Annotated in this window: 22 protein-coding genes; 12 read left to right on the top strand and 10 right to left on the bottom strand. The window is 68.0% G+C overall.

The window, feature by feature from the left end; translation table 11 throughout:
* Position 1: 1 nt before the first annotated feature.
* The gene (locus tag ACFWPH_RS16290; protein WP_033243510.1) at positions 2 to 688 is read right to left on the bottom strand and encodes a response regulator transcription factor; all 687 of its coding nucleotides are present in this window, start codon (positions 686 to 688) and stop codon (positions 2 to 4) included.
* Positions 689 to 1004: 316 nt separating this feature from the next.
* On the opposite strand from ACFWPH_RS16290, the gene ACFWPH_RS16285 reads away from it, so the two are divergent.
* From ACFWPH_RS16285 to ACFWPH_RS16260, 6 genes are all read left to right on the top strand, one after another.
* The gene (locus ACFWPH_RS16285; protein ID WP_378751656.1) at positions 1005 to 3812 is read left to right on the top strand and encodes an ATP-binding protein; all 2808 of its coding nucleotides are present in this window, start codon (positions 1005 to 1007) and stop codon (positions 3810 to 3812) included.
* On the top strand, positions 3809 to 4222 hold the full coding sequence (locus ACFWPH_RS16280; protein ID WP_033243512.1) for a roadblock/LC7 domain-containing protein: 414 nt from the start codon (positions 3809 to 3811) through the stop codon (positions 4220 to 4222). The genes ACFWPH_RS16285 and ACFWPH_RS16280 overlap by 4 nt, the downstream gene beginning before the upstream one ends.
* Before the next feature lie 200 nt (positions 4223 to 4422).
* Entirely contained in the window at positions 4423 to 4737 is a 315-nt protein-coding gene (locus tag ACFWPH_RS16275; RefSeq protein WP_051157956.1) for a DUF742 domain-containing protein, read from the top strand.
* Positions 4718 to 5350, top strand: a complete 633-nt coding sequence (locus tag ACFWPH_RS16270; RefSeq protein ID WP_280413778.1) for an ATP/GTP-binding protein — start codon at positions 4718 to 4720, stop codon at positions 5348 to 5350. The genes ACFWPH_RS16275 and ACFWPH_RS16270 overlap by 20 nt, the downstream gene beginning before the upstream one ends.
* Positions 5343 to 6269 carry an MHYT domain-containing protein gene (locus tag ACFWPH_RS16265; RefSeq protein ID WP_378751653.1) on the top strand — a complete coding sequence of 309 codons (927 nt, stop codon included), beginning with the start codon at positions 5343 to 5345 and terminating at the stop codon, positions 6267 to 6269. Before ACFWPH_RS16270 ends, ACFWPH_RS16265 begins: the two co-directional genes overlap by 8 nt.
* A 6-nt stretch (positions 6270 to 6275) precedes the next feature.
* Positions 6276 to 6590: a hypothetical protein gene (locus ACFWPH_RS16260; protein ID WP_378751651.1), complete on the top strand. Its 315-nt coding sequence runs from the start codon at positions 6276 to 6278 to the stop codon at positions 6588 to 6590.
* 294 nt (positions 6591 to 6884) lie between these two features.
* Here ACFWPH_RS16260 and rpmF read toward each other — a convergent pair whose 3' ends face one another.
* Genes rpmF through mrf form a run of 3 tightly spaced genes read right to left on the bottom strand, consistent with a single transcriptional unit; the run spans position 6885 to position 8708 of the window.
* A complete protein-coding gene (gene rpmF / locus ACFWPH_RS16255) occupies positions 6885 to 7067 on the bottom strand; it encodes a 50S ribosomal protein L32 (RefSeq protein ID WP_378751649.1) in 183 nt (60 codons plus the stop codon).
* 1 nt (position 7068) lies between these two features.
* Positions 7069 to 7338, bottom strand: coding sequence for a type B 50S ribosomal protein L31 (locus tag ACFWPH_RS16250; RefSeq protein ID WP_378751789.1), 270 nt, complete (start codon positions 7336 to 7338; stop codon positions 7069 to 7071).
* A complete protein-coding gene (gene mrf, locus ACFWPH_RS16245; protein ID WP_378751647.1) occupies positions 7338 to 8708 on the bottom strand; it encodes a ribosome hibernation factor-recruiting GTPase MRF in 1371 nt (456 codons plus the stop codon). Before mrf ends, ACFWPH_RS16250 begins: the two co-directional genes overlap by 1 nt.
* A 104-nt stretch (positions 8709 to 8812) precedes the next feature.
* Between mrf and rpmB the strand changes: the two genes are divergently transcribed.
* The 5 genes from rpmB to ACFWPH_RS16220 all read left to right on the top strand — a co-directional run bounded on the left by rpmB (position 8813) and on the right by ACFWPH_RS16220 (position 10408).
* A complete protein-coding gene (gene rpmB / locus ACFWPH_RS16240) occupies positions 8813 to 9049 on the top strand; it encodes a 50S ribosomal protein L28 (RefSeq protein WP_378751645.1) in 237 nt (78 codons plus the stop codon).
* An 11-nt stretch (positions 9050 to 9060) separates the two neighbouring features.
* Positions 9061 to 9231, top strand: a complete 171-nt coding sequence (rpmG, locus tag ACFWPH_RS16235) for a 50S ribosomal protein L33 (RefSeq protein WP_068042800.1) — start codon at positions 9061 to 9063, stop codon at positions 9229 to 9231.
* Positions 9231 to 9536: a 30S ribosomal protein S14 gene (gene rpsN, locus ACFWPH_RS16230; RefSeq protein WP_378751642.1), complete on the top strand. Its 306-nt coding sequence runs from the start codon at positions 9231 to 9233 to the stop codon at positions 9534 to 9536. The genes rpmG and rpsN overlap by 1 nt, the downstream gene beginning before the upstream one ends.
* Positions 9537 to 9569: 33 nt before the next feature.
* A complete protein-coding gene (gene rpsR / locus ACFWPH_RS16225; protein WP_062973672.1) occupies positions 9570 to 9824 on the top strand; it encodes a 30S ribosomal protein S18 in 255 nt (84 codons plus the stop codon).
* A 113-nt stretch (positions 9825 to 9937) separates the two neighbouring features.
* On the top strand, positions 9938 to 10408 hold the full coding sequence (locus ACFWPH_RS16220; protein ID WP_378751640.1) for a hypothetical protein: 471 nt from the start codon (positions 9938 to 9940) through the stop codon (positions 10406 to 10408).
* Between the two features lie 364 nt (positions 10409 to 10772).
* On the opposite strand, the gene purH is transcribed toward ACFWPH_RS16220, so the two are convergent.
* From purH to sucC, 6 genes are all read right to left on the bottom strand, one after another.
* Positions 10773 to 12335, bottom strand: a complete 1563-nt coding sequence (gene purH, locus ACFWPH_RS16215) for a bifunctional phosphoribosylaminoimidazolecarboxamide formyltransferase/IMP cyclohydrolase (RefSeq protein WP_378751638.1) — start codon at positions 12333 to 12335, stop codon at positions 10773 to 10775.
* Positions 12332 to 12979 carry a phosphoribosylglycinamide formyltransferase gene (gene purN, locus ACFWPH_RS16210; protein WP_378751787.1) on the bottom strand — a complete coding sequence of 216 codons (648 nt, stop codon included), beginning with the start codon at positions 12977 to 12979 and terminating at the stop codon, positions 12332 to 12334. The genes purH and purN overlap by 4 nt, the downstream gene beginning before the upstream one ends.
* 146 nt (positions 12980 to 13125) lie before the next feature.
* The gene (locus ACFWPH_RS16205; protein WP_378751636.1) at positions 13126 to 14682 is read right to left on the bottom strand and encodes a DUF6350 family protein; all 1557 of its coding nucleotides are present in this window, start codon (positions 14680 to 14682) and stop codon (positions 13126 to 13128) included.
* A 67-nt stretch (positions 14683 to 14749) separates the two neighbouring features.
* On the bottom strand, positions 14750 to 15652 hold the full coding sequence (locus ACFWPH_RS16200) for a DUF5336 domain-containing protein (RefSeq protein ID WP_378751634.1): 903 nt from the start codon (positions 15650 to 15652) through the stop codon (positions 14750 to 14752).
* 403 nt (positions 15653 to 16055) lie between these two features.
* The gene (gene sucD / locus ACFWPH_RS16195; protein WP_280413892.1) at positions 16056 to 16970 is read right to left on the bottom strand and encodes a succinate--CoA ligase subunit alpha; all 915 of its coding nucleotides are present in this window, start codon (positions 16968 to 16970) and stop codon (positions 16056 to 16058) included.
* A gap of 42 nt (positions 16971 to 17012) precedes the next feature.
* Positions 17013 to 18176, bottom strand: a complete 1164-nt coding sequence (gene sucC, locus ACFWPH_RS16190; protein ID WP_033243526.1) for an ADP-forming succinate--CoA ligase subunit beta — start codon at positions 18174 to 18176, stop codon at positions 17013 to 17015.
* Between the two features lie 620 nt (positions 18177 to 18796).
* On the opposite strand from sucC, the gene ACFWPH_RS16185 reads away from it, so the two are divergent.
* Positions 18797 to 20254, top strand: coding sequence for a peptidoglycan DD-metalloendopeptidase family protein (locus ACFWPH_RS16185; RefSeq protein WP_378751631.1), 1458 nt, complete (start codon positions 18797 to 18799; stop codon positions 20252 to 20254).
* Positions 20255 to 20277 lie beyond the last annotated feature (23 nt).

Below are 20277 nucleotides of genomic sequence, written 5' to 3'. Positions count from 1 at the left end.
CTTACGGAGGCGTTTCGCGCAGCACGTAGCCGACGCCGCGCACGGTGTGGATGAGCCGGGGTTCCCCGTCTGCCTCGGTTTTCCGGCGCAGATAGCCGATATAGACCTCCAGCGCGTTACCGGAGGTCGGGAAGTCGTAACCCCATACCTCCTCGAGGATCCGGCCGCGGGTCAGTACCCGGCGCGGATTGGCCATCAGCATTTCCAGCAGTGAGAATTCGGTACGGGTGAGCGAAATGGACCGGTCTGCGCGCGCGACCTCCCGGGTGACCGGGTCCAGGGAGAGATCGGCGAACCGCATGGTTTCCGAGATCTCCCCGGGATCGGGCGTGCGGCGGCGCAGCAGCGCCCGCAGCCGGGCGAGCAGTTCTTCGAGCGCGAACGGTTTGGGCAGATAGTCGTCGGCGCCGGCGTCCAGGCCGGCGACCCGTTCGGATACCGAATCGCGGGCGGTGAGTACCAGTATCGGCAGGTCGTCGCCGGTACTGCGTAACCGGCGGCAGACTTCCAGGCCGTCCAGTCTGGGCATCATGACGTCGAGCACCAGGGCGTCGGGCCGATCGGCGGTCGCCTTCTCCAAGGCGTCGATACCGTCTACCGCCAGATCGACCGTGTAGCCGTTGAAGGTCAGTGAACGGCGCAGCGATTCCCGCACCGCACGATCGTCGTCGACCACCAGAATGCGCATTGCACCAGTTTGACCGCAGCGACTGAGAGGCTACTGAGAGGGCCCGGCCGGCTCGCGCGCCGCGGCGCCGACCTGGGAATACATCCGATTGCCGGGCCGGTCATTACCGATCTGTGATATGTCACGAAACCCGTTCGTCATCCGCTTTATTCGCGGTATAACCGGCTGAACGTCCCGATTGCCCAGGGCTAACATGCACGGTATGTTCCGAGCGGGAAAAACTAGACCTCTGGTCGGTTCGGTGTGACATTCAACCATAACTGAAACGGCCACGCACCAAATGAGGTCGATCGTGATGCGGAGGCGACAGAGGCGGATGGAAACCCCGCGACCGTGGCAATTCAGCCTGTCCAACTGGTCGGTCACCCGCAAGGTCGGTATCGTCCTGGTGTTGCCGGTCGTCCTGGCCACCCTGTTCGCGGTGCTACGGATCAACAACGAGCTGCGCACCCTGGAGCAGCTCGAAGCCGCGACCGAACAGTCCCGCGTCATCCAGCCGATCGTCGATTACAACGCCGCGGCCGAAAACCTGGCGGTGACGGCCACCGCGCGGGGTTCCGATACCGAGTCCCGGACCACGGCGGCGCTCTCCCGGTTCGATTCGGCCCACCAGGTCCTCGAACGCGCGATGGACAGCAACGCCATCTCACCGGCGGTCTCCCGCGAACTGTCCTCGGCACTCACCCTCGGCTCCACCATGCGCAGCGGTATCGGCAACGGCTCGCCCGCCATGCTCGGCGACCAGGCCGACGAGATCTCGGTACGGGTCGGTAACGCGCTGGCGCAATCGCCCACCGTCGACAACCTCTCCGTCCAGCGCTACTTCCTGCAGCTGAGCGCCGTCCAGGCGGCGCGGCGCTCGCTCACCGCCCAGCGCCTGGTGATCAGTTCGCCCAGCGCCGTGGACAACCCGGCGCTGCGCGCCCGCGTCCTCACCTCCGGTGGCGCGGAGCTGACCATGATCCAGCAGTACGGCCAGTTCCTGCCGGATACGGCCGGCGGTATCCGGCCGCTGCTGGACGCGGTCCAGACCCGGCTGGCCATCTTCAGCCAGGGCACCCAGGGCGCACTGAACGATCCGGCCGCGCGCGATTCCCTGGACGCCAGTCTGCAGGGCTATGACGCCACGACAGAACAGCTGTCCGCGACCATCACCGGCGCGCTGCACCACGCCACCATCTCCGCCCAGAACATCGCGCTACGCGAAACCGCGTTGCTGATCGGGGCGCTGCTCGGCGGCCTGACCCTGGCGCTGGCCGTGGCCCGGACCCTGGTCATACCGGTGCGCCGGTTGCGTCGTGACGCCCTGGAGGTGGCCCATGTCCGGCTGCCCGAGGAACTCGAGCAGGTGCGCGGCGGCGCCGAGACCCCGGACATCGAACCGGTCGGTGTCCAGGGCACCGAGGAGATCGGCCAGCTGGCCCGCGCGGTCGACGAAATGCACCAGCAGGCGCTCAACCTCGCCGCCGACCAGGCCCGTCTCCGGGTCCAGATCGGCAATATGTTCGAAACCCTGTCCCGGCGCAGCCAATCGCTGGTCGAACAGCAGCTCGGGATCATCGAGGAACTGGAACACGACGAGGAGAATCCCGGAAGGCTGCAGAACCTGTTCCGGCTCGACCATCTCGCCACCCGGATGCGACGTAACGGCGACAACCTGCTCGTGCTGGCCGGCACCGCGTTGCGCCGCGGTCAGCTCGAGCCCGTCCCGCTCTCGGATATGCTGTGGAGTGCGGTATCTCAGGTCGAGGACTATCAGCGGGTCGAGATCGGTCATGTCCCCGACGGGGTCGTGGCCGGTGAGCCGGCTGTCGATATCGAACATCTGCTCGCGGAGGTCATCGATAACGCGCTGCGCTACTCACCACCCAACACTCCGGTGGCCGTGACGGTTTCGCGCGCGGTGGACGGCGGATACCTGATCGAGATCACCGACCGCGGTCTGGGAATGGCCACCGAGGACCTGCACGCGGCCAACGCCCGGCTGGCCTCCGGCGGTGAGATCAATGTCGAAACCGCGCGCCGGATGGGCCTGTTCGTCGTCGGCCGGCTGGCCAAACGCCATCAGATCACGGTCGGCCTGCGCCGTACCTCGACCATGGCCCAGCAGCCGGGGATCACCGCCAGCCTGCATCTACCGGGCCTGCTGGTCTCGCCCGACACCGGCCCGGACAACTCCACCACCCTCACCCCGGATTTCTCCCTCGGCTCCCCACCCCAGCTGCCACCGCAACCGCCGCAGCTGCACTCTTCCCCCGCGCTGCCGGCGCAGCCCCAGCCGCGACAGCTGATGCCGGTACCCAGCCTGCCGCAGAGCGAGTCCTGGCCGTCGCGGCCGGACCCGGCGCCGCCGCTGACTCCGGTGCCCACCGCCTCGGGGGCCGCAAACAGCGCCTCGGGGCTCGGCACGACCGCCTCCGGCCTGCCCCAGCGGCGGCCGGCCACGGATTTCCCGCCGATGACAGGTGCGGGTAACGGCCGGCCCGGCGCGAACGGCACGCGGGATACGTTCTCGGCGTTCGACCCTGTCGAGGAGCCAGAACCCGACGAGACACCGACCGGGTTGTGGTCGGAAACCCATCAGACCCAATCGTTCCCGGCTCCGGTCGACTCCGCGTACACCGGTCCGGAACCGGCGCGGGACGCTCCGGTATCGATAACCTCCCGCTCGGGGTTGCCGATCCGCCGCCCGGGTATGGAACGCGAGGATCCGTTCGGCCGCGCCGGACAACGCCTCGACGAAGCATCCGCCGGCCCGGCCACATCCACCCGGCTACAGCCCGTCGGCGCCGCCACGCCCACCCCGATCTACCAGCGCATGGTGTCGGAGTGGCTGGTGGAGCCGGCGTCCACACAGGACGAGCCGCGCCAGGACTGGACGTCGCCGGCCGATGCCGGCTGGCTGGCCGCCGAGGATGCGGCCCGCCCCAGTTCGGATTCCACCACCGCCAACGGGCTCCCGATCCGCCGGCCGGGCGCGCAGCTCGTGCCCGGCGGGCTCGCCCCCGTCGAAGACGAGGCCCCGCGGAATCCGGAGGAGATCCGGAGCAATCTGACCAGACATCTGAGCGGCGTCCGCAGTGGGCGGGTCGACGCACAGCACAATGACGGAGGGCTTGCATGACCACCTCGAACGGCAGCACGGACACCGATGAGAACCTGAACTGGCTGGTCGCCAGATTCACCCGGGACGTCCCGGGTGTCTCCCACGCCGTCCTGGTCTCCGCGGACGGGCTGCTGCAGGCGGTCAGCCCGCATCTGCCGGCCGACCGGGCCGAACAGCTGGCCGCGGTCACCGCCGGTCTGGCCAGCCTGTCCACCGGTGCCGCCCAGTTGTTCGACGGCGGCAAGGTGATGCAGTCGATCGTCGAGATGCAGCGCGGCTACCTGCTGGTGATGAGTGTCGGCAACGGGTCCCATATCGCCGTGCTGGCCAACAAACAGCACGATATCGGCCGGATCGGCTACGAAATGGCACTCCTTGTGGACCGCGTCGGCTCGGTGGTCAGCGCGACCGCCCGATCAACCGTCTGAGCACCATGTCCCAATTCGGCCAACCGACGCCCAACTTCAATACCGGCGGGCCCGAGTACGGGCCCGGTGCCCATAATTTCGGGCCGGGAGCCCAGCAGAGCGATCCCGCATCCGCGCAGTTCAACACCGGTGCCTACCGGTTCCGCCCGGAACCGGCCCCGAGTACCCCGCGGCGGGCCGGACGGGTCCGGCCGTATGCCCTGACCTCGGGCCGCACCCAACCGGCGGTCGATCTGCCGATGGAGGCGGTTATCGAAACCATCTCCTATCATGCACAATTCGATTGGCCGTCCGGTGATATCCGGGCCGAAATCCTTCGGCTCGGTACCCACCAGCTGTCGGTCGCCGAAATCGCCGCCCATCTCGATCGCCCGCTCGGTATGGTCCGCGTCGTCATCGGTGATCTCGTCGTGGACGGCAACCTGCGAGTGCATTCGACTTTGACCGAGCAGGCGAGCTACGACGAGCGCCGGTCGCTGATGGAGAGGACATTGCGTGGACTCCGAGCCCTATAGCAAGACCGAGGGTGGTGCCGCGGCGGGATCCGATACCCGCGTCGCGTCGACCAAGATCGTGGTCGCGGGCGGCTTCGGCGCGGGGAAGACCACATTCGTCGGCGCAGTATCGGAGATCGTGCCGCTGCGCACCGAGGCGATGGTCACCAGCTTCTCCGACGGCGTCGACAATCTGGACGATACCCCGGATAAACAGACCACCACCGTCGCCATGGATTTCGGGCGGATCATCCTGCCCGGCAACCTGACGCTGTACCTGTTCGGTACGCCGGGCCAGCGCCGATTCTGGTTCATGTGGGACGACCTGATCCGCGGCGCGATCGGCGCGGTGGTCCTGATCGATACCCGCCGGCTGGAGGACAGTTTCGCCGCGGTCGATTTCTTCGAGGCGCGCAACCTGCCGTTCCTCATCGCGGTGAACCGTTTCCCGAACGCGCCGCGGTTCGCCATGGCCGAACTGCGGGAGGCGCTGTCGGTCCGCGAGGGGGTGCCGATCGTCGATATCGATGCCCGCGATGCCAAAGAGGTCCGCCAAGCGCTGGCGGCCGTCACCGAGTACGCGATCAACCGGTTGAAGGCACAGGAGTACGAGGGAGTCGCCCGGCATGGTTGACCTGCTGGCCGCGGAGACGGTCGCGACCGTCGAGCTGTTCACCATGGGCTACTGGCTCACTCTGCTGACCGCACTGGTCTCCGCCGTCGGCATGTTCGTCGGATTGGCGTGCGCGATCAACGGCCGCCGTTCGGTGCGGTTCCGGCCGATCTGGATCGCCGCCGCCGCCGTCTCGATCGGCGGGGTCGGGGTATGGCTGGCCAGCACGGTGTCCCTGCTGGGTGTTTCCGTTCCCGGTACGGTCCTGCGCTACGACATCTCCGAGCTCACGCTTTCCCTGGTTTTCGCCATCGCCGCGGTATTCACCGGATTGCTGCTGGCGGGTCGCGAATTCGATGTGAAGCGGATGGGGAGCGCGGCCGGGGCCATCGGCGTCGGCTTCGGGATCATGCTGTGGTTGCAGTTGTCCTCGACCGCTATCCAGGGTTCGGTGTCGATCACCGTCTGGCTGTACGTGATCGCGGTGGTGATCGCGGTACTCGCCTCATCGCTGTGTGTCTGGCTCTTCCAGCGTTTCCGTTTCCCGGCCGCCCGGGTGGGGTCGATCGTGATGTTCGCGGCCGGGGTGGCGGTGTTCTACTTCACCGGTATCGCGAGCCTGGAATTCCGGCCGGACCCCGAGGCGCAGCCGGCCCAGGGCATGGAGTTGTTCGGTTACGCCTTCCCGATGCTGGTCATCGGGCTGCTGTCGCTGGCCGTACCGATCACCGCGGTTCTGGTGGCGCCGGAGCGCCGCGACGAACAACCCGCCCCGGCCCGGAAGAACCCCGAGAACTCGGCCACCACGCCGGATGACGGGCACGCGGGGGGCAACCCGGGCGACGGCACCGGACCCGACGGCCCCGGTCGCGAACTGCGGCCGTCCGCGGCAGCCGCGCTCGCGCAACGCGCACGGCCGCTGCCCGAGCCCGCTCGCTGATCGACGGTGGAGACAGAACTCGTGGCCGGGGAGCAGGACACACTGCTGCGGGAGTTGTGGGCACAGGTGCGCGCGCTCCGCGCGGAGGTAACGGAGCTGCGGGTCGAAATCAGCGAAATGGAAGCCACCATCGCCGATCTCGTGGACGGGACGGGCGAGCCCGATCGGATACAGCTGCCGTGGCCCGTATCGCTGCTCCTGCTGCCCGCCGCGTTGACGCTGGCGCTGATCCGGCAGGTGGACGAGCTGGCACATGCCCTGACGACGGAATGTGAACCGGCACGAAAAGAATTGCCGGAAACTGTGCGGAAGACCCCCTGAAGTGGCGATGAGCGGGTCTCCCATTTCTGGGAGACCCGCCCTCACGCATGAGGATAACGGGAACGGGTCCCGGAATCAGCACCTCCGGCAAGTTTTTCCGCTGTTCGCGGTGTCGGGGTCCGTAATCGCGGTATCCAGCAGTCCCTCGGTCGGCTATCGGCCAGCAAGCGAAATTAGCTGGTAGAGCATATTCAACCGCTAGCCGGACGATTGCCCGGACCGCACTTTTCGCCGCCGGAAAGCGCCGGATAGACCTGTTGCGGAGGCGGATTCATATCTAGGGGGCATGACAGATCAGCGGCGTTTCAGCTCGCCCGGATCGATCACTCCCCGCCGCACCGCCGCAACCAACCGGCGCGGGACCCGATGGACGACGCCACCCACGGTCACCGGAACCAGGTCCGGTGCCGTCGCCTTCCAATTCGCCCGCCGGCTACGCGTATTCGACCGCGACATCCGCCGCTTCGGAACCGCCATCTCAGCTCTCCTTCCGGGCCCGCGCGCCGCGCTTGCCGTACTTGCGCTCGAATTTCTCCACCCGGCCCTGGGTATCCAGCAGGCGGTTCGCCCCGGTCCAGAAGGGATGCGAATCCGCGGTCACATCGACGACCAGCAGCGGATAGGTGTTGCCGTCCGACCAGGTGATCGACCGGTCCGCGCCGGCCGTGGACCGGGTGAGGAACTGTGTGCCGGTACTCGCGTCCTCGAAGACGACCGGCCGGTAGTCGGGGTGGATTCCCGGTTTCATCATTTCTCCTTCCGGGCACGTTCGCCCGTCTCGGTTCCCCGCCCCTCACCGGCGGCGGTGGGGCTGGGCTCGTCCGGCGCACAGGGGTCGGTATGCCATTCACCGAACGGGTCCGGCCACTGGGCAACCAGTTGCGGGGCCCGTTCGACCTGCAAAAGTTCGGCATCGTCCACCAGCGCCCAGTGCAGCGCCTCCCGGATCTCGTTCGGGTCGGCGTCGTGCACCAGGATCACCAGCGAGATATCGCGGTCGCCGAATCGCTCATCCCAGCGCATCCCGGCCATGGCCAGTCGTTCCGGATCGACGGTGGCGCGCTCGCCGGCCGGCATAGCCGCCAGCCACTGCCCCGCCCCACCGATCCGGAGACCGCCACCGGCAGATTCCAGCCACACCACTTCATCCGGTTGTGTGGCCAGCCAGATCCGGCCGCGGGCGGTCACTACACCGTCGAAGAGCATGTCCAGGGCACCGTGCAGCCGTTCCGGGTGGAAGGGCCGCCGCGCGGCGAACTCCACCAACTCCACCCCGTGTTCCGGCCCCAGTGGTGGCCGGCCGCGCAGCAGCGGGGCGTGCGCGTCGAAGCTCCGGCCGCGGCGCGATTCCGGCGGAACAAGGCTCAGCAGCGCGTCCATCGCGGCGGGCGTGATCGCGGCAGCCGATTCGGGCCAGAGCACCGGCGCCGAGGGGGCCAGGCGCGAAAGTACGGCGCTCAATCGGGCGTGTTCCACCGGGTCCACATCCGCACCGCCCGCCACCACGAGCGCATCGGCGAAATCGACCTGCCCCACGGCGAGTTGGGCGACGGTACGGTCGTCCTCGGCCCAGGCCCAGCCGAGCTCCTCGAGCGTCGCGTCACCCGTCGCGGCGGCCGGCCAGGTGCGCACATCGATCGCGGTCACCACCGCGGCCACATACACATCGCGGGCCGCCGGCCCGTCCACCCGGCCGACGATTCCCGCGACCGGTATCTCGGCGATCCCGGCGCAGACCGCCTCGGCCTCGAAGGCGGGATCCAGGTCGAGCACGATGCGGTCCACCGAGTCGCGCGCGGCCAAGGTGCACAGCAGCGGCAGCAGATCCGCCTTCAGCGTGCACGACACACAGCCGTGGGCGAGTTCGTGCACCGATTCGGAGGTTTTCCCGGCGGCGTGCACGGTACGACGGACCACCCCTTGGCGGAGTTCGGTGAGATCGTGCCGGACGACCACGGTGCCGTCGGCCGCGCCGAGGGCACCGGCGACGAGACCGGCGGTTGCGGCCGGGTCACCGTGCAGACCGGCGACCACCACGACCGGAGTGCGGCGATCGCGGTGGCCTGCGGATGCTTGTGCGGAGATGGACACCACGACCCTTTCGGCAATGATTTTCATTTAGGACCGGACACACGCTACAGTGTCGATTCGCCGTTGTCGAAAACGATTGTCATCATCGCTCCGACGGCGGTCGTCATCGTTCTCCGTCGAAGGGAGCCGTTATGTCGGCCCACTGCCAGGTCACCGGCCGCAAACCCGGGTTCGGCAAATCCGTCTCGCATTCCCACAAGCGCACCAACCGCCGCTGGGACCCCAACATCCAGCGCAAGACCTACTATCTGCCCAGCGAAGGCCGCCGGATAACCCTGAACGTCTCAGCGAAGGGGATCAAGACCATCGACCGCGACGGTATCGAGGCCGTGGTGGCACGCCTGCGCGCCCGTGGCGAACGGATCTGAGGAGACACCCGATGGCATCGAAATCGACCGAACTCCGGCCACTGGTCAAACTGCGTTCCACCGCCGGCACCGGATACACCTATGTCACCCGCAAGAACCGCCGTAACGACCCCGACCGGATGATCCTGAAGAAATACGACCCGGTGATCCGCAAACACGTCGACTTCCGCGAGGAACGGTAATGGCCAAGAAATCCAAGATCGCCCGCAACGCCCAGCGCCGCGAGGTCGTCGCGCGGTACGCCGAACGCCGGGCCGAGCTCAAAGAACTCATCCGCAAACCCAGCACCCCGGACGACGAACGCCTGGCCGCACAGGCCGCCCTGCGCCGCCTGCCACGTAACGCCAGTCCGGTACGATTGCGCAATCGGGACACCGCCGACGGTCGACCGCGCGGTTACCTCCGGAAGTTCGGCCTCTCGCGGGTGCGCGTACGCGAGATGGCCCATCGGGGCGAACTACCCGGTGTGCACAAATCGAGCTGGTAAACCCACTGATCTCGTGAGTTAGGAGCCGGTCATATGGCAATCAAACGAGGCCCGTCGAAGAAGGCACGCGCCGAGCAGGCCCGCCGGCCGAAGAAGAATCCACTCATCGCCGCGGGGATCGAAACCGTCGACTACAAGGACGTCAACCTGCTGCGCACGTTCATCTCCGATCGCGGCAAGATCCGCAGCCGCCGGGTCACCGGACTGACCCCGCAGCAGCAGCGGCAGGTCGCGGTGGCGGTGAAGAACGCCCGCGAAATGGCCCTGCTGCCCTTCACCAACCGCTGATCGCAGACCTACGCCGGATGCCCGGTACCGCACATCGGTACCGGGCATTCGTCTATCAGGGCGCCCCGGCCACCGGACCGCGATACCAGGCCCCGGCCACTAGAGTCGTCCGCATGATCTCAGCGCGCGGGTTCCTGGCGATTCTCACCATCTGCACCGCGCTGTCGGTCACGGCTTGCGGAGGTAGCGACGAGACCGGTGCGGAGCCGGGCCTGTCCCCCGAACCATCGGCGACCTCCACCTCGGAGAACCCGCCCAGCACACCGACCGAGGACCCCACCGCCGACCCCGGGCAGATGTTCACCGCCGACCCGTCCATCGTCGGCGCTCACCCCATTCCCTTCACTTCTTGGACCCGCGTCGCCGAGGACCGGATTGCCGTACATTTCGAATCCGGGGTCCCTGAGTGCTACGGCGTGGACGCCTCGGTCACCGAAACCGAAACCACCGTCACCGTGGAACTCCGCAACGGCACCCGCGCCGACGCCACCGACAAGATGTGCGTGATGATGGCGGTCTTCGGCACGCTGGAGATCCAGTTGGACGCGCCGCTCGGCGAACGCCGGGTACTCAGCGCGGCCTGAGCCGGCGCCCTGCTGTCCGCCCATCCCGGCCACCACACCCGTTGATGACCAGAACTCCACGGACCGCGACGAATGGTGCTGCTACCAGAAAGCGGAATCCTGCGGCACAGCACGAGGTCTCCCCACCGACCTCGACCGTAACCAGCAACACCGCCGAGTCCAGCGAGGCCCCAGAAAGGTTTCAACCCACGCCTCGAACGCAACCAGCAACACCGCCGAGTCCAGCGAGGCCCTGAAAGGTTTCGGCCCGTCCCTGCTGTCAGCACTCGATGCAATGCGGCGCAGCCGCGAGCATCGAGTGCTGACAGCAGGGACCAAAGGGGCCGAAACCCGCGCCGCCGAAGGCGGCGCCAATAAACACAGCTCAGTGGGCGAAGTGGCGGGCGCCGGTGAAATACATCGTGACCCCGGCCGCTCGGGCTACGTCCACGGTCTCCTGGTCGCGGACCGAACCACCGGGTTGCACGATTGCCCGCACACCGGCCTGGATCAGCGTCTCCGGTCCGTCCGGGAAGGGGAAGTACGCATCCGAGGCGGCCACCGAGCCCTTGGCCCGGTCACCGGCCCGCTGGACTGCGAGGCCGACCGCGTCGACCCGGTTGACTTGTCCCATTCCCACGCCGACCGAGGCGCCGTCGTGGGCGAGCAGGATTGCGTTCGATTTCACTGCCCGGCAGGCGCGCCACGCGAATGCCAGGTCGGCGAGGGTTTCCGCGTCCGCCGGATCGCCGGCTGCCAACGTCCAGCCGGCGGGGTCGTCGCCGGCCGCGTCGAGTACATCGCGCTGCTGGAGCAAGGCGCCCCCGCTGATGGGGCGCAGTTCCGCACCCGCACGTCGCGGCGGTTCGGAGATCAGGATGCGCACGTTCTTCTTGCGCTGCAACACTTCCACCGCGCCGTCGGCGTAGGACGGCGCCACGATCACCTCGGTGAAGATCTCCGCGACCTGCTGCGCCATCTCTACGGTGACTTCGCGGTTCGCCGCGATCACACCACCGTAGGCGCTGACCGGATCACAGGCATGGGCCTTGCGATGCGCCTCGGCGATATCGGCCCCCACGGCGATACCGCAGGGATTGGCGTGTTTGATGATCGCGACCGCGGGCTCGGTGTGGTCGTACGCGGCGCGCCAGGCGGCGTCGGCGTCGACATAGTTGTTGTACGACATCTCCTTGCCGTGCAACTGCTGTGCCTGCGCCAGACCGTGATCGCCGGTACCGCCGGTGTACAGGGCGGCCGCCTGATGCGGGTTCTCGCCGTACCGCAGCACCGCCGAACGCTGCCAGCTCCCGCCGATCCACGCCGGGAACTCCGTATCACCGGAGTTATCCCTGGTCAGCGCCTCTGCCATCCAGGTCGCCACGGCCATGTCGTAGCTCGCGGTGTGCTGGAAGGCCTTGGCCGCCAGCGCGGTACGTTCGGCGAGGGTGAACCCGCCCTCGGCCACCGCCTTGCGCACCTGGTCGTAGTCACCGCTGTCGACGACCACCGCGACCGACGGATGATTCTTCGCCGCGGCACGCACCATCGACGGGCCACCGATATCGATCTGCTCGACGCATTCGTCGGGGGTGGCGCCGCTTGCCACCGTCTCGCTGAACGGGTACAGGTTCACGACCACCAGCTGGAACGCCTCGACACCGAGTTCGGTGAGCTGCGCGAGATGCTCGGGTTTACGGGTATCGGCGAGGATGCCCGCATGTACGCGCGGGTGCAGGGTTTTTACCCGGCCGTCCAGAGTTTCCGGGAAACCGGTCAACTCCTCGACCTTCGTCACCGGCACACCGGCGTCGGCGATCCGGGCGGCGGTCGAACCGGTGGACACCAGCTCGACTCCCGCCGCGTGCAGCGCGGTCGCCAGCTCCACGAGCCCGGTCTTGTCGTAGACGCTCACCAGCGCCCGGCGGATGGTTTTGCGTTCACTCACCGGAGAACTCGCTCATCTGGGATCACTGCCTTTCGTCCATCGGAGACAATTCCGCGGGTGGCGACGGCGGCGACAATATCCACCAGCAACCGTCGCTCCACGATTTTTATGCGCTCGTGCAGGGTGGGCTCGTCGTCATCGGGATGCACCGGCACCGCTTCCTGCGCCAGGATCGGTCCGGTGTCCACCCCGGCGTCCACCAGATGCACCGTGCTACCGGTCACCCGGACCCCGTAGGCGAGCGCGTCGCGCACGCCGTGCGCGCCGGGGAACGCGGGCAGCAGCGCCGGGTGGGTGTTGATGATGCGGCCACCGAACCGGTCCAGGAAGGTGGGGCCGAGCAGCTTCATGAAACCGGCGCACACCACCAGGTCGGGCGTGTATCCGGCGACCGAATCGGTGAGCGCGCGGTCCCAGGCGGCCCGGTCGGGGTAATCGCCGACCGGGATCCGCACCACGGGAATACCGGCGGCCGCGGCATGCTCGGCGGCGGCGCATTCCCGGTCCACGCCCACGGCCCGGATCCGCGCCGGATACGCGGTATCTGCGGCCGCCTCGATCAGCGCGCGCAGTAGCGAGCCGGTTCCCGAGGCGAGTACGACCAGGCCGGCCGGGAGGGAATCGGTGGGTTCCGGGGCGGTCAGGGCTCTACTCCTGGAGTTCGAAGGGGCGGTGGGCGGGCGCCATCCGGTGGCGATACCGGACCCGCGGGCACGGATAGAGCCTAGTAGACGTGGTTCGCGGCCGATCCGGCGGCGGTGGGCTGACCGGTGCCCGGGCCGGCGACCGGCTAGCGGCGGTCGCCGGTCTCGTCGCCGGACGGGTCGGGTTCGACCACCTCGGCGTCGACGATTTCGGTCTCGGACTCCCCGGATTCCGACAGCGGCCGCGATCCGGGCTCGGCCGGCTCCCCGTCCACGACCTCGACATCCAGCGGCGGTTGCGGGCCGACCGGCTCGTCGCGCGGTTGTTCCAGCAGGTCCGCGTAGCGGTCGGCGGAGGACGCGGTATCCGCGGGCAGTTCGGGCAATTTTCCGGCCGGTAAGGCGGCGGTCTGCTCCGGATGGCCGGGGAAATAGTCGTCGTAGTCGTCGGCGTCCGCGTCCGATGGGTCGAACAATGCGTCGGGGTGGCGCAGCAGGGGGGTCGGGAACGAGACCAGGAAGGTGCGCGCGTAGAGCAAACCGGCGTACCCGGGAATGGCGAGCCAGGCGAATACCGCGAGCGCGAAAATCGGCAGCTCGACACCCAGCCGGCCGAAATTCCCCAGTTCACCTCCGGCCAGCGCGGCCAGGGCGGTGAGCGCGGCGCTTCCCATCCCGGCCGCGGCGAGCAACGCCCACGGTGCGGCCGGCCGGTCGTAGCTCACCCGGGCCGATTCCACCCCGGCGTACACACCGATCGCCGCCGGCACGAGCAGCAGCACGGCCCACCAGAGTGCCGCCGGGCCGGTCGGCACGGCCGCGAGCACGGGGACCGCCGGTACCGGGCCGCCGACCACCGTGAACACGCCGACGGAGGCATCGCCGAACTGGACACCCGGGCCGACGAGTACGCCCACTCCGGCGATCACCGCGTTGGGGAAGTACATCAGCGAGAGCAATGTCAGGCCGAGCACGTCCACGAAGTTCTCGGCGCCACCGTAGGTATCGCCGACCTGCGACCAGTGCAGTACGAGCCCGGCGACGATCATGGCGGCAGAGGAGGCCAGCAGTCGCAGGGCTGCGCGTCCGGCCACGTAGGCGGCGGCGATCGCGTCGTAGGGCACACGGTCGAAAATCCGGTCCCGGCACCGGAATACGATGCCGCAACCCGCGGCGAGCAGATGTAGGACCAGCACCCAGGCGAAGGCGGCCAGTGGGTTCGGGCGTTGCAGCGCGATGGATCCAGAGGCGTCTTCGGTGACGGCCAGGCAGACGGCGGTGATGAGCAGGGGCCCACCGGCCGCGGCCCCGAGCAGCCAGCCGATTTCGGCACGCGTGGGATCGGAACCGGTGGCCGCCACGGCTTCCCGGGCGGCGGCCCACATCACCAGCGCGGTGGCCAGCACGGGGAGCAGGCCCAGGGTGGTGGTGCCGATGGTCAACGGCACCTGATGTACCGCGAGCCAGCCCGCGGCGACGGCACCGCTGAGACCGGTGAGATCGCTGCCGGCGGTGAGCAGTGTCGCGAGTACCGCGACCACGATGACGGCCAGGGCGAAGGCCGCGGGCCGGAATGCGACGTAGAGCAACACCCGGGCGCGGTCGGGTGGTAAGGCGAGCGAACCCGGTTCACCGGCCGGAGACGCCGAGACCCGGCGCCCGCCCCGGAACGGTCGGTTCGACGAGGTACGCGGGGCACTCATGGATTTCAGAGTGGCAGCTGCCCCGGCGCGGGCGCTTCAGGCGCGCCGCGCCGGGGACCGCCGAGGATCACTTCTGGTCGTCGGACTGGCGGAACGCGCGGGTGGCGTCACCGGCCGGGTCGGAGCCCTGTTCACCGCCGAACGGCTGGGCCGGCTGCCCCGGCTGCTGCGGCTGACCGTAACCCGCCTGCGGCTGCTGCGGCTGCCCGTACGGCGACTGCTGCTGACCACCGGCGTACGGCGACTGCTGCTGACCGTACTGCTGCTGACCGTAACCCTGCTGCTGGCCCGGCTGGCCGTAGCCCGGCTGCTGCTGCTGGCCGCTGCTGTACTGCTGCTGCTGGCCGTAGCCCGGCTGCTGGCCGTAGCCCTGCTGGCCCTGGTACTGCTGCTGGCCGTAGCCCTGCTGCTGCTGACCGGCCGGGAAACCGGACGGCGCGGACGGGCGGGCGGCCGGCGCGGACAGGATGCCCGCATCGAACAGCACCACGGCGATCGCCAGGCCGGCCTGCACCAGCGCGAGGACCAGGATCAGATACAGCCCGATCTCGGCCTTGGCACCCTCGGGCAGCGTGAACAGCTGGAACAGGATGGTGAGGAAGGTACCGGTCGCGACGGCCGCGGAAACCCCGACCCAGTTCTGCTTCGGCAGCAGCGACAGACCCGCGAGCAGACCCGCGATCAGCAGCAGGCCGCCGATCGAGGCTTCCTGGTACTCCCAGAGATTCAGGCTGGTATCGGCCGACGAGGGCAGGTCCATATCGGTATCCGCGCCTACATAGGCGAGGAAGCCCAGCAGGAAGGCGAGCACGCCCACGGCAGCGGCACCGATGGTCAGGAAGAACGGCAGGCCTTTCCCGCCGGCCTCAGCGGCATTCGCACCACCGGCCGCCTGCGGCTGGCCGGGATTGGGCGGTACGGAGGGCGGAACGGGTGCGTTGTACCCGGAGCCCCCGGTCGGGTATGACATGTCGTCGTCTCCTAGGTCGAGTCATACATATTTGACAGCTGAATTCCCTCTGACGCTACTGCACACACGCAGATCGGTCATCACCGAAGGATTCAGCTGTGGACAACCGGCGATCCAGACCCCAGCGGTGCCCCCCGGCTGAGATGTCAGCAGTCCTGCCCTGCCCGCCCCGTTTCCCCGCATGCGACTACCCAGCCTCCATGGTTCGGGGCCCGTCTCGTTCTGGAGCGACAGAGCGGGGGAGCGAAGCGGAGGAGCGGCGGAGTGAAGAACGAGACCCGTAGGGCCCCGAACCCCGCGCTGCCGGAGGCGGCGCCATGACACAGCGCAGGAAGCACCGATGATCACGGAAGGCCGCCCGCGGAACGCGGACGGCCTCCGTGAGTTTCACTGGACGAGCAGATCAGGCGCTGACCGCAGCCTTCTCCAGGATCTCGCGCGCCAGGGCGGCGGTTTCGGACGGCGTCTTGCCGACCTTCACACCCGCGGCTTCCAGCGCATCCTTCTTCGCCTGGGCGGTACCCGACGAACCGGACACGATGGCGCCCGCGTGACCCATGGTCTTGCCCTCGGGCGCGGTGAACCCGGCGACGTAGCCGACGACCGGTTTGGTGACGTTGGCCTGGATGTAGGCCGCGGCCCGCTCCTCGGCGTCGCCGCCGATCTCGCCGATCATGACGATCAGCTTGGTCTCCGGATCCTTCTCGAACGCCTCGATGGCGTCGATGTGGGTGGTGCCGATGACCGGGTCGCCACCGATACCGATGGAGGTGGAGAAACCGAAATCGCGCAGCTCGTACATCATCTGGTAGGTCAGGGTGCCGGACTTGGAAACCAGCCCGATCGGGCCCTTGCCGGTGATGTTGGCCGGGGTGATGCCGACCAGAGCTTCACCGGGGGTGATGATGCCGGGGCAGTTCGGGCCGATGATCCGGGTCTTGGCGCCCTTCTCGACGTTGTAGGCCCACGCGTAGGCGGTGTCCTGCACCGGGATGCCCTCGGTGATGACCACGAGCAGCGGGATCTCCGCGTCGATGGCCTCGATGATGGCGTCCTTGGAGAACTTCGGCGGCACGAAGGCGATGGACACATCGGCGCCGGTCTTCTCCATGGCCTCGGCCACGGTGGCGAACACGGGCAGCTCGACCGCGTTGCCGTCCTTGTCGGTGTGCGCGACGGTGGTGCCCGCCTTACGCGCGTTCACACCGCCGACGACCTGGGTACCCGCCTTCAGCATCAGGGCGGTGTGCTTGGTGCCCTCGCCGCCGGTGATGCCCTGGACGATGACCTTCGAGTCCTTGTTGAGGAAGATTGACATAGTTCTGTTTGTCCTTTACTGGGCGTGCCCTGGTAGGTCGACTCAGCGGGCCGCGAGTTCGGCGGCCTTGTCGGCGCCTTCGTCCATGGTCTGGGCCAGCGTCACCAGCGGGTGCGCGGCTTCGGCGAGGATCTTGCGACCCTCCTCCACCCGGTTACCGTCCAGGCGGACCACCAGCGGTTTATTCGCCTCGTCACCCAGGATCTCCAGCGCCTTCACGATGCCGTTGGCGACCGCGTCACACGCCGTGATACCACCGAAGACGTTCACGAAAACGCTCTTCACCTGGGAATCGTTCAGGATGACGTCCAGGCCGTTGGCCATGACCTCGGCGGAGGCGCCGCCACCGATATCCAGGAAGTTGGCCGGCTTCACACCGCTGTGCTTCTCACCCGCATAGGCGACGACGTCCAGAGTGGACATGACCAGGCCGGCGCCGTTGCCGATGATGCCGACCGCACCGTCGAGCTTGACGTAGTTGAGGTCGTTCTCCTTGGCCTTGAGCTCCAGCGGATCGGTTGCGTCCTTGTCGGCGAACTCCGCGTGATCGGCGTGCCGGAATTCGGCGTTCTCGTCCAGGGTGACCTTGCCGTCGAGCGCCAGGATCTCGTCCTGCGGGGTGCGCACCAGCGGGTTGACCTCCACCAGGGTCGCGTCTTCGGCGACGAAGACCTCCCACAGCTTCTGAATGGTCACCGCCGCGGCGTCCAGCACCTCGGCGGGCAGGTGGCCCTGCTCGGCGATGGAGCGGGCGAACGCGAGATCGACACCCTTGACCGCGTCGACCGGCACCTTGGCCAGCCGGTCGGGCTTGGTTGCGGCGACCTCTTCGATCTCCATACCGCCCTCGACCGAGCACATGGCCAGGTAGGTGCGGTTGGTGCGATCGAGCAGGAAGGAGATGTAGTACTCCTCGGCGATATCCTTCGCCTCGGCCACCAGGATCTTCTTGGTGATATGCCCCTTGATGTCCAGGCCGAGGATGTTGTTCGCGTGGGTCAGCGCGTCCTCGGGGGTGGCCGCGTACTTCACGCCACCGGCCTTACCGCGGCCGCCGACCTTCACCTGGGATTTGATCATCACCGGTTTGCCGATTTCCGCGGCGATCGCGCGGGCGTCCTCGGCAGTGTCGGTCACGCGGCCTTCCGACGAAGGCACCCCGTGCTTTACGAAGAGCTCCTTCGCCTGATATTCGAAGAGATCCATGTATTCACCGTCTCGTCTGCGTTGCTATGACAACGTCTTTGTTGGCGGCCCGACGTCGGTAGCGGGTCGTTCGGACTCTAACCACTCATAAGGACGGCCGATCGGGCACGTTCATCCTAAGTGGCACAGGTCACGGGTGCGGCTGCGGGGCGGACAAACCCGCAGGCCATGGCTACCGGTGAGTAGCTTTTCCGTGGAACCCCGGACGGCGTGGGCACACAACGGGCCACGCCCCGCGATAAGGGTTCCGGTATCACTGCACAACGTTTCCGATGGTGAGCTATCACAACGCCGAAACGTGATCAATGTCACAGTAACGTTTGGATTCGTCCTACCGCTTGCCGCGTCGCAATCGTTTCGTTACCGTCGAACCGATCGATGTCACAGCCCGATCACGAGCGTCGGCCAGGCGTGGTTGCTTGCGCATCCGGTTGTCGCGCGAGTAGAGATCTCCGTGATGTTGCTCCCGTGAGCAGGTTAAGAGAGGACGGCAGCTTGACGCAGCACACCGCTCCGCAGTCGCAGAGCCGTTCGGTGACAGCCTTCCCACCGCGTTCCGCTTCGGCCGGACGTATTCCCTGGACAACCCTTCGGATGGCCGATCGGATGCGGATCCGCTGATGAACCACCACGGCACCCTGGATGCCCACAACGGCCACCGGCACCGGTCCCGCAGCAACAGTGCACCGGCCGCCGAAGCCCCCCAGCCGTTCAATGCTTTCGGCGCCCCCGGCGACAGCCGGGCACGCAGGCGTCCGCTGAACACCGCCGCAGCCTCCGCTGCCGCGGACTCCCAGCGCGGCGATTCCCAGCGCAGCGCCGCCGACGATTTCTGGTCGGCCAACCAGAGCTGGGCCGAATCCAGCGACGCCTACAACGGCCGGGTTCCGTCCGATCCGCAGACCACCGGGTGGTCCGAGCCGCAATCGGCGACATGGGCCGATCCGCAGGCCGCTGCGTGGTCCGATCCGCAGAACACGGCGTGGTCCGAGCCGCAGAACACGGCGTGGTCCGGGCCGGAGCCCACCCGTCGGGAACACCGGGCCGCCTGGTCGGCGCCGCAGGCCGGACCGCCGCCGGAGCCGCAGACGACCGCCTGGTCGGGTCGCGACTGGCACGGGGAGGACGGCTGGAACCACAGCGATAAACCCGCCTGGCACAGCGATCCGAACTGGAACAGCCACCAGAGCTGGACCGAGGCGCAGACCTGGGCCGACGAGCCCGCCCCCGGCGACCCCGCGCCGTACGACCGTCCCGGCTCGATAGCCGAGGCGTTGGCGAAGGGTCCGGGGAAGCCCGAGACCGACGACGAATCACGACCGGCCCGCTCCCGCGGCGCCCATCGGGTCGCCGCCCCGCCGTCCGCGCTCAAGGGCCGGGCCGCGGTGGTCGCGGTCGCGGCCGGCGCCGTTGTCGCGGCCGGGCAGTGCGCCACCGCCGCGCCCGGCGAGCAGCAGAAAGCGGAACAGGCCACCGATTACGAGGCCGCGGGCTCGGTGCACGAAATCGCCGCCCAATCGATGGCCACCGAAGGACCGGCTGCCGTCGATCCGCATTCACCACAGATGCTCACCGAAGGGGCCTCGGTCGACACGAGCCGCTTCGGCGAGATGCTGGCCAACGGCGCGGAGTTCGCGAAGGATCTGGCCGCGGCCGAGGAGGCCAAATATCGGCCGCTGTTCGCACATTTCGCGGCCGCGGGATCCTTCACTTCCGGTTTCGGTGCCCGTTGGGGTGTGCAGCATCTGGGCGTGGATATCGCCGCACCGATCGGGACTCCCATCTATGCGGTGGCCGACGGCGAGATCATCGACGCCGGGCCGGCAGCGGGCTTCGGCATGTGGGTCCGGGTCCTGCACGCCGATGGAACCATCACCGTCTACGGCCATGTCGATACCACCACGGTGTCGGTGGGCGAGTACGTGCTCGCGGGCGACCAGATCGCCACGATGGGTAATCGTGGTTTCTCCACCGGCCCGCACGTCCATTTCGAGGTGTGGCTCAACGGCAGCGATAAGATCGACCCGATTCCCTGGCTCGCCACCCGTGGTATCAGCCTCACCGACAACAGCGACTGAGCGGCGTTCCCCGCGGCGATCCA

Source organism: Nocardia sp. NPDC058499 (assembly GCF_042719915.1).
GTDB lineage: Bacteria > Actinomycetota > Actinomycetes > Mycobacteriales > Mycobacteriaceae > Nocardia.
The sequence above is the reverse complement of the archived record's forward strand: the minus strand, read 5'-3'. Positions and strand labels throughout refer to the sequence as shown.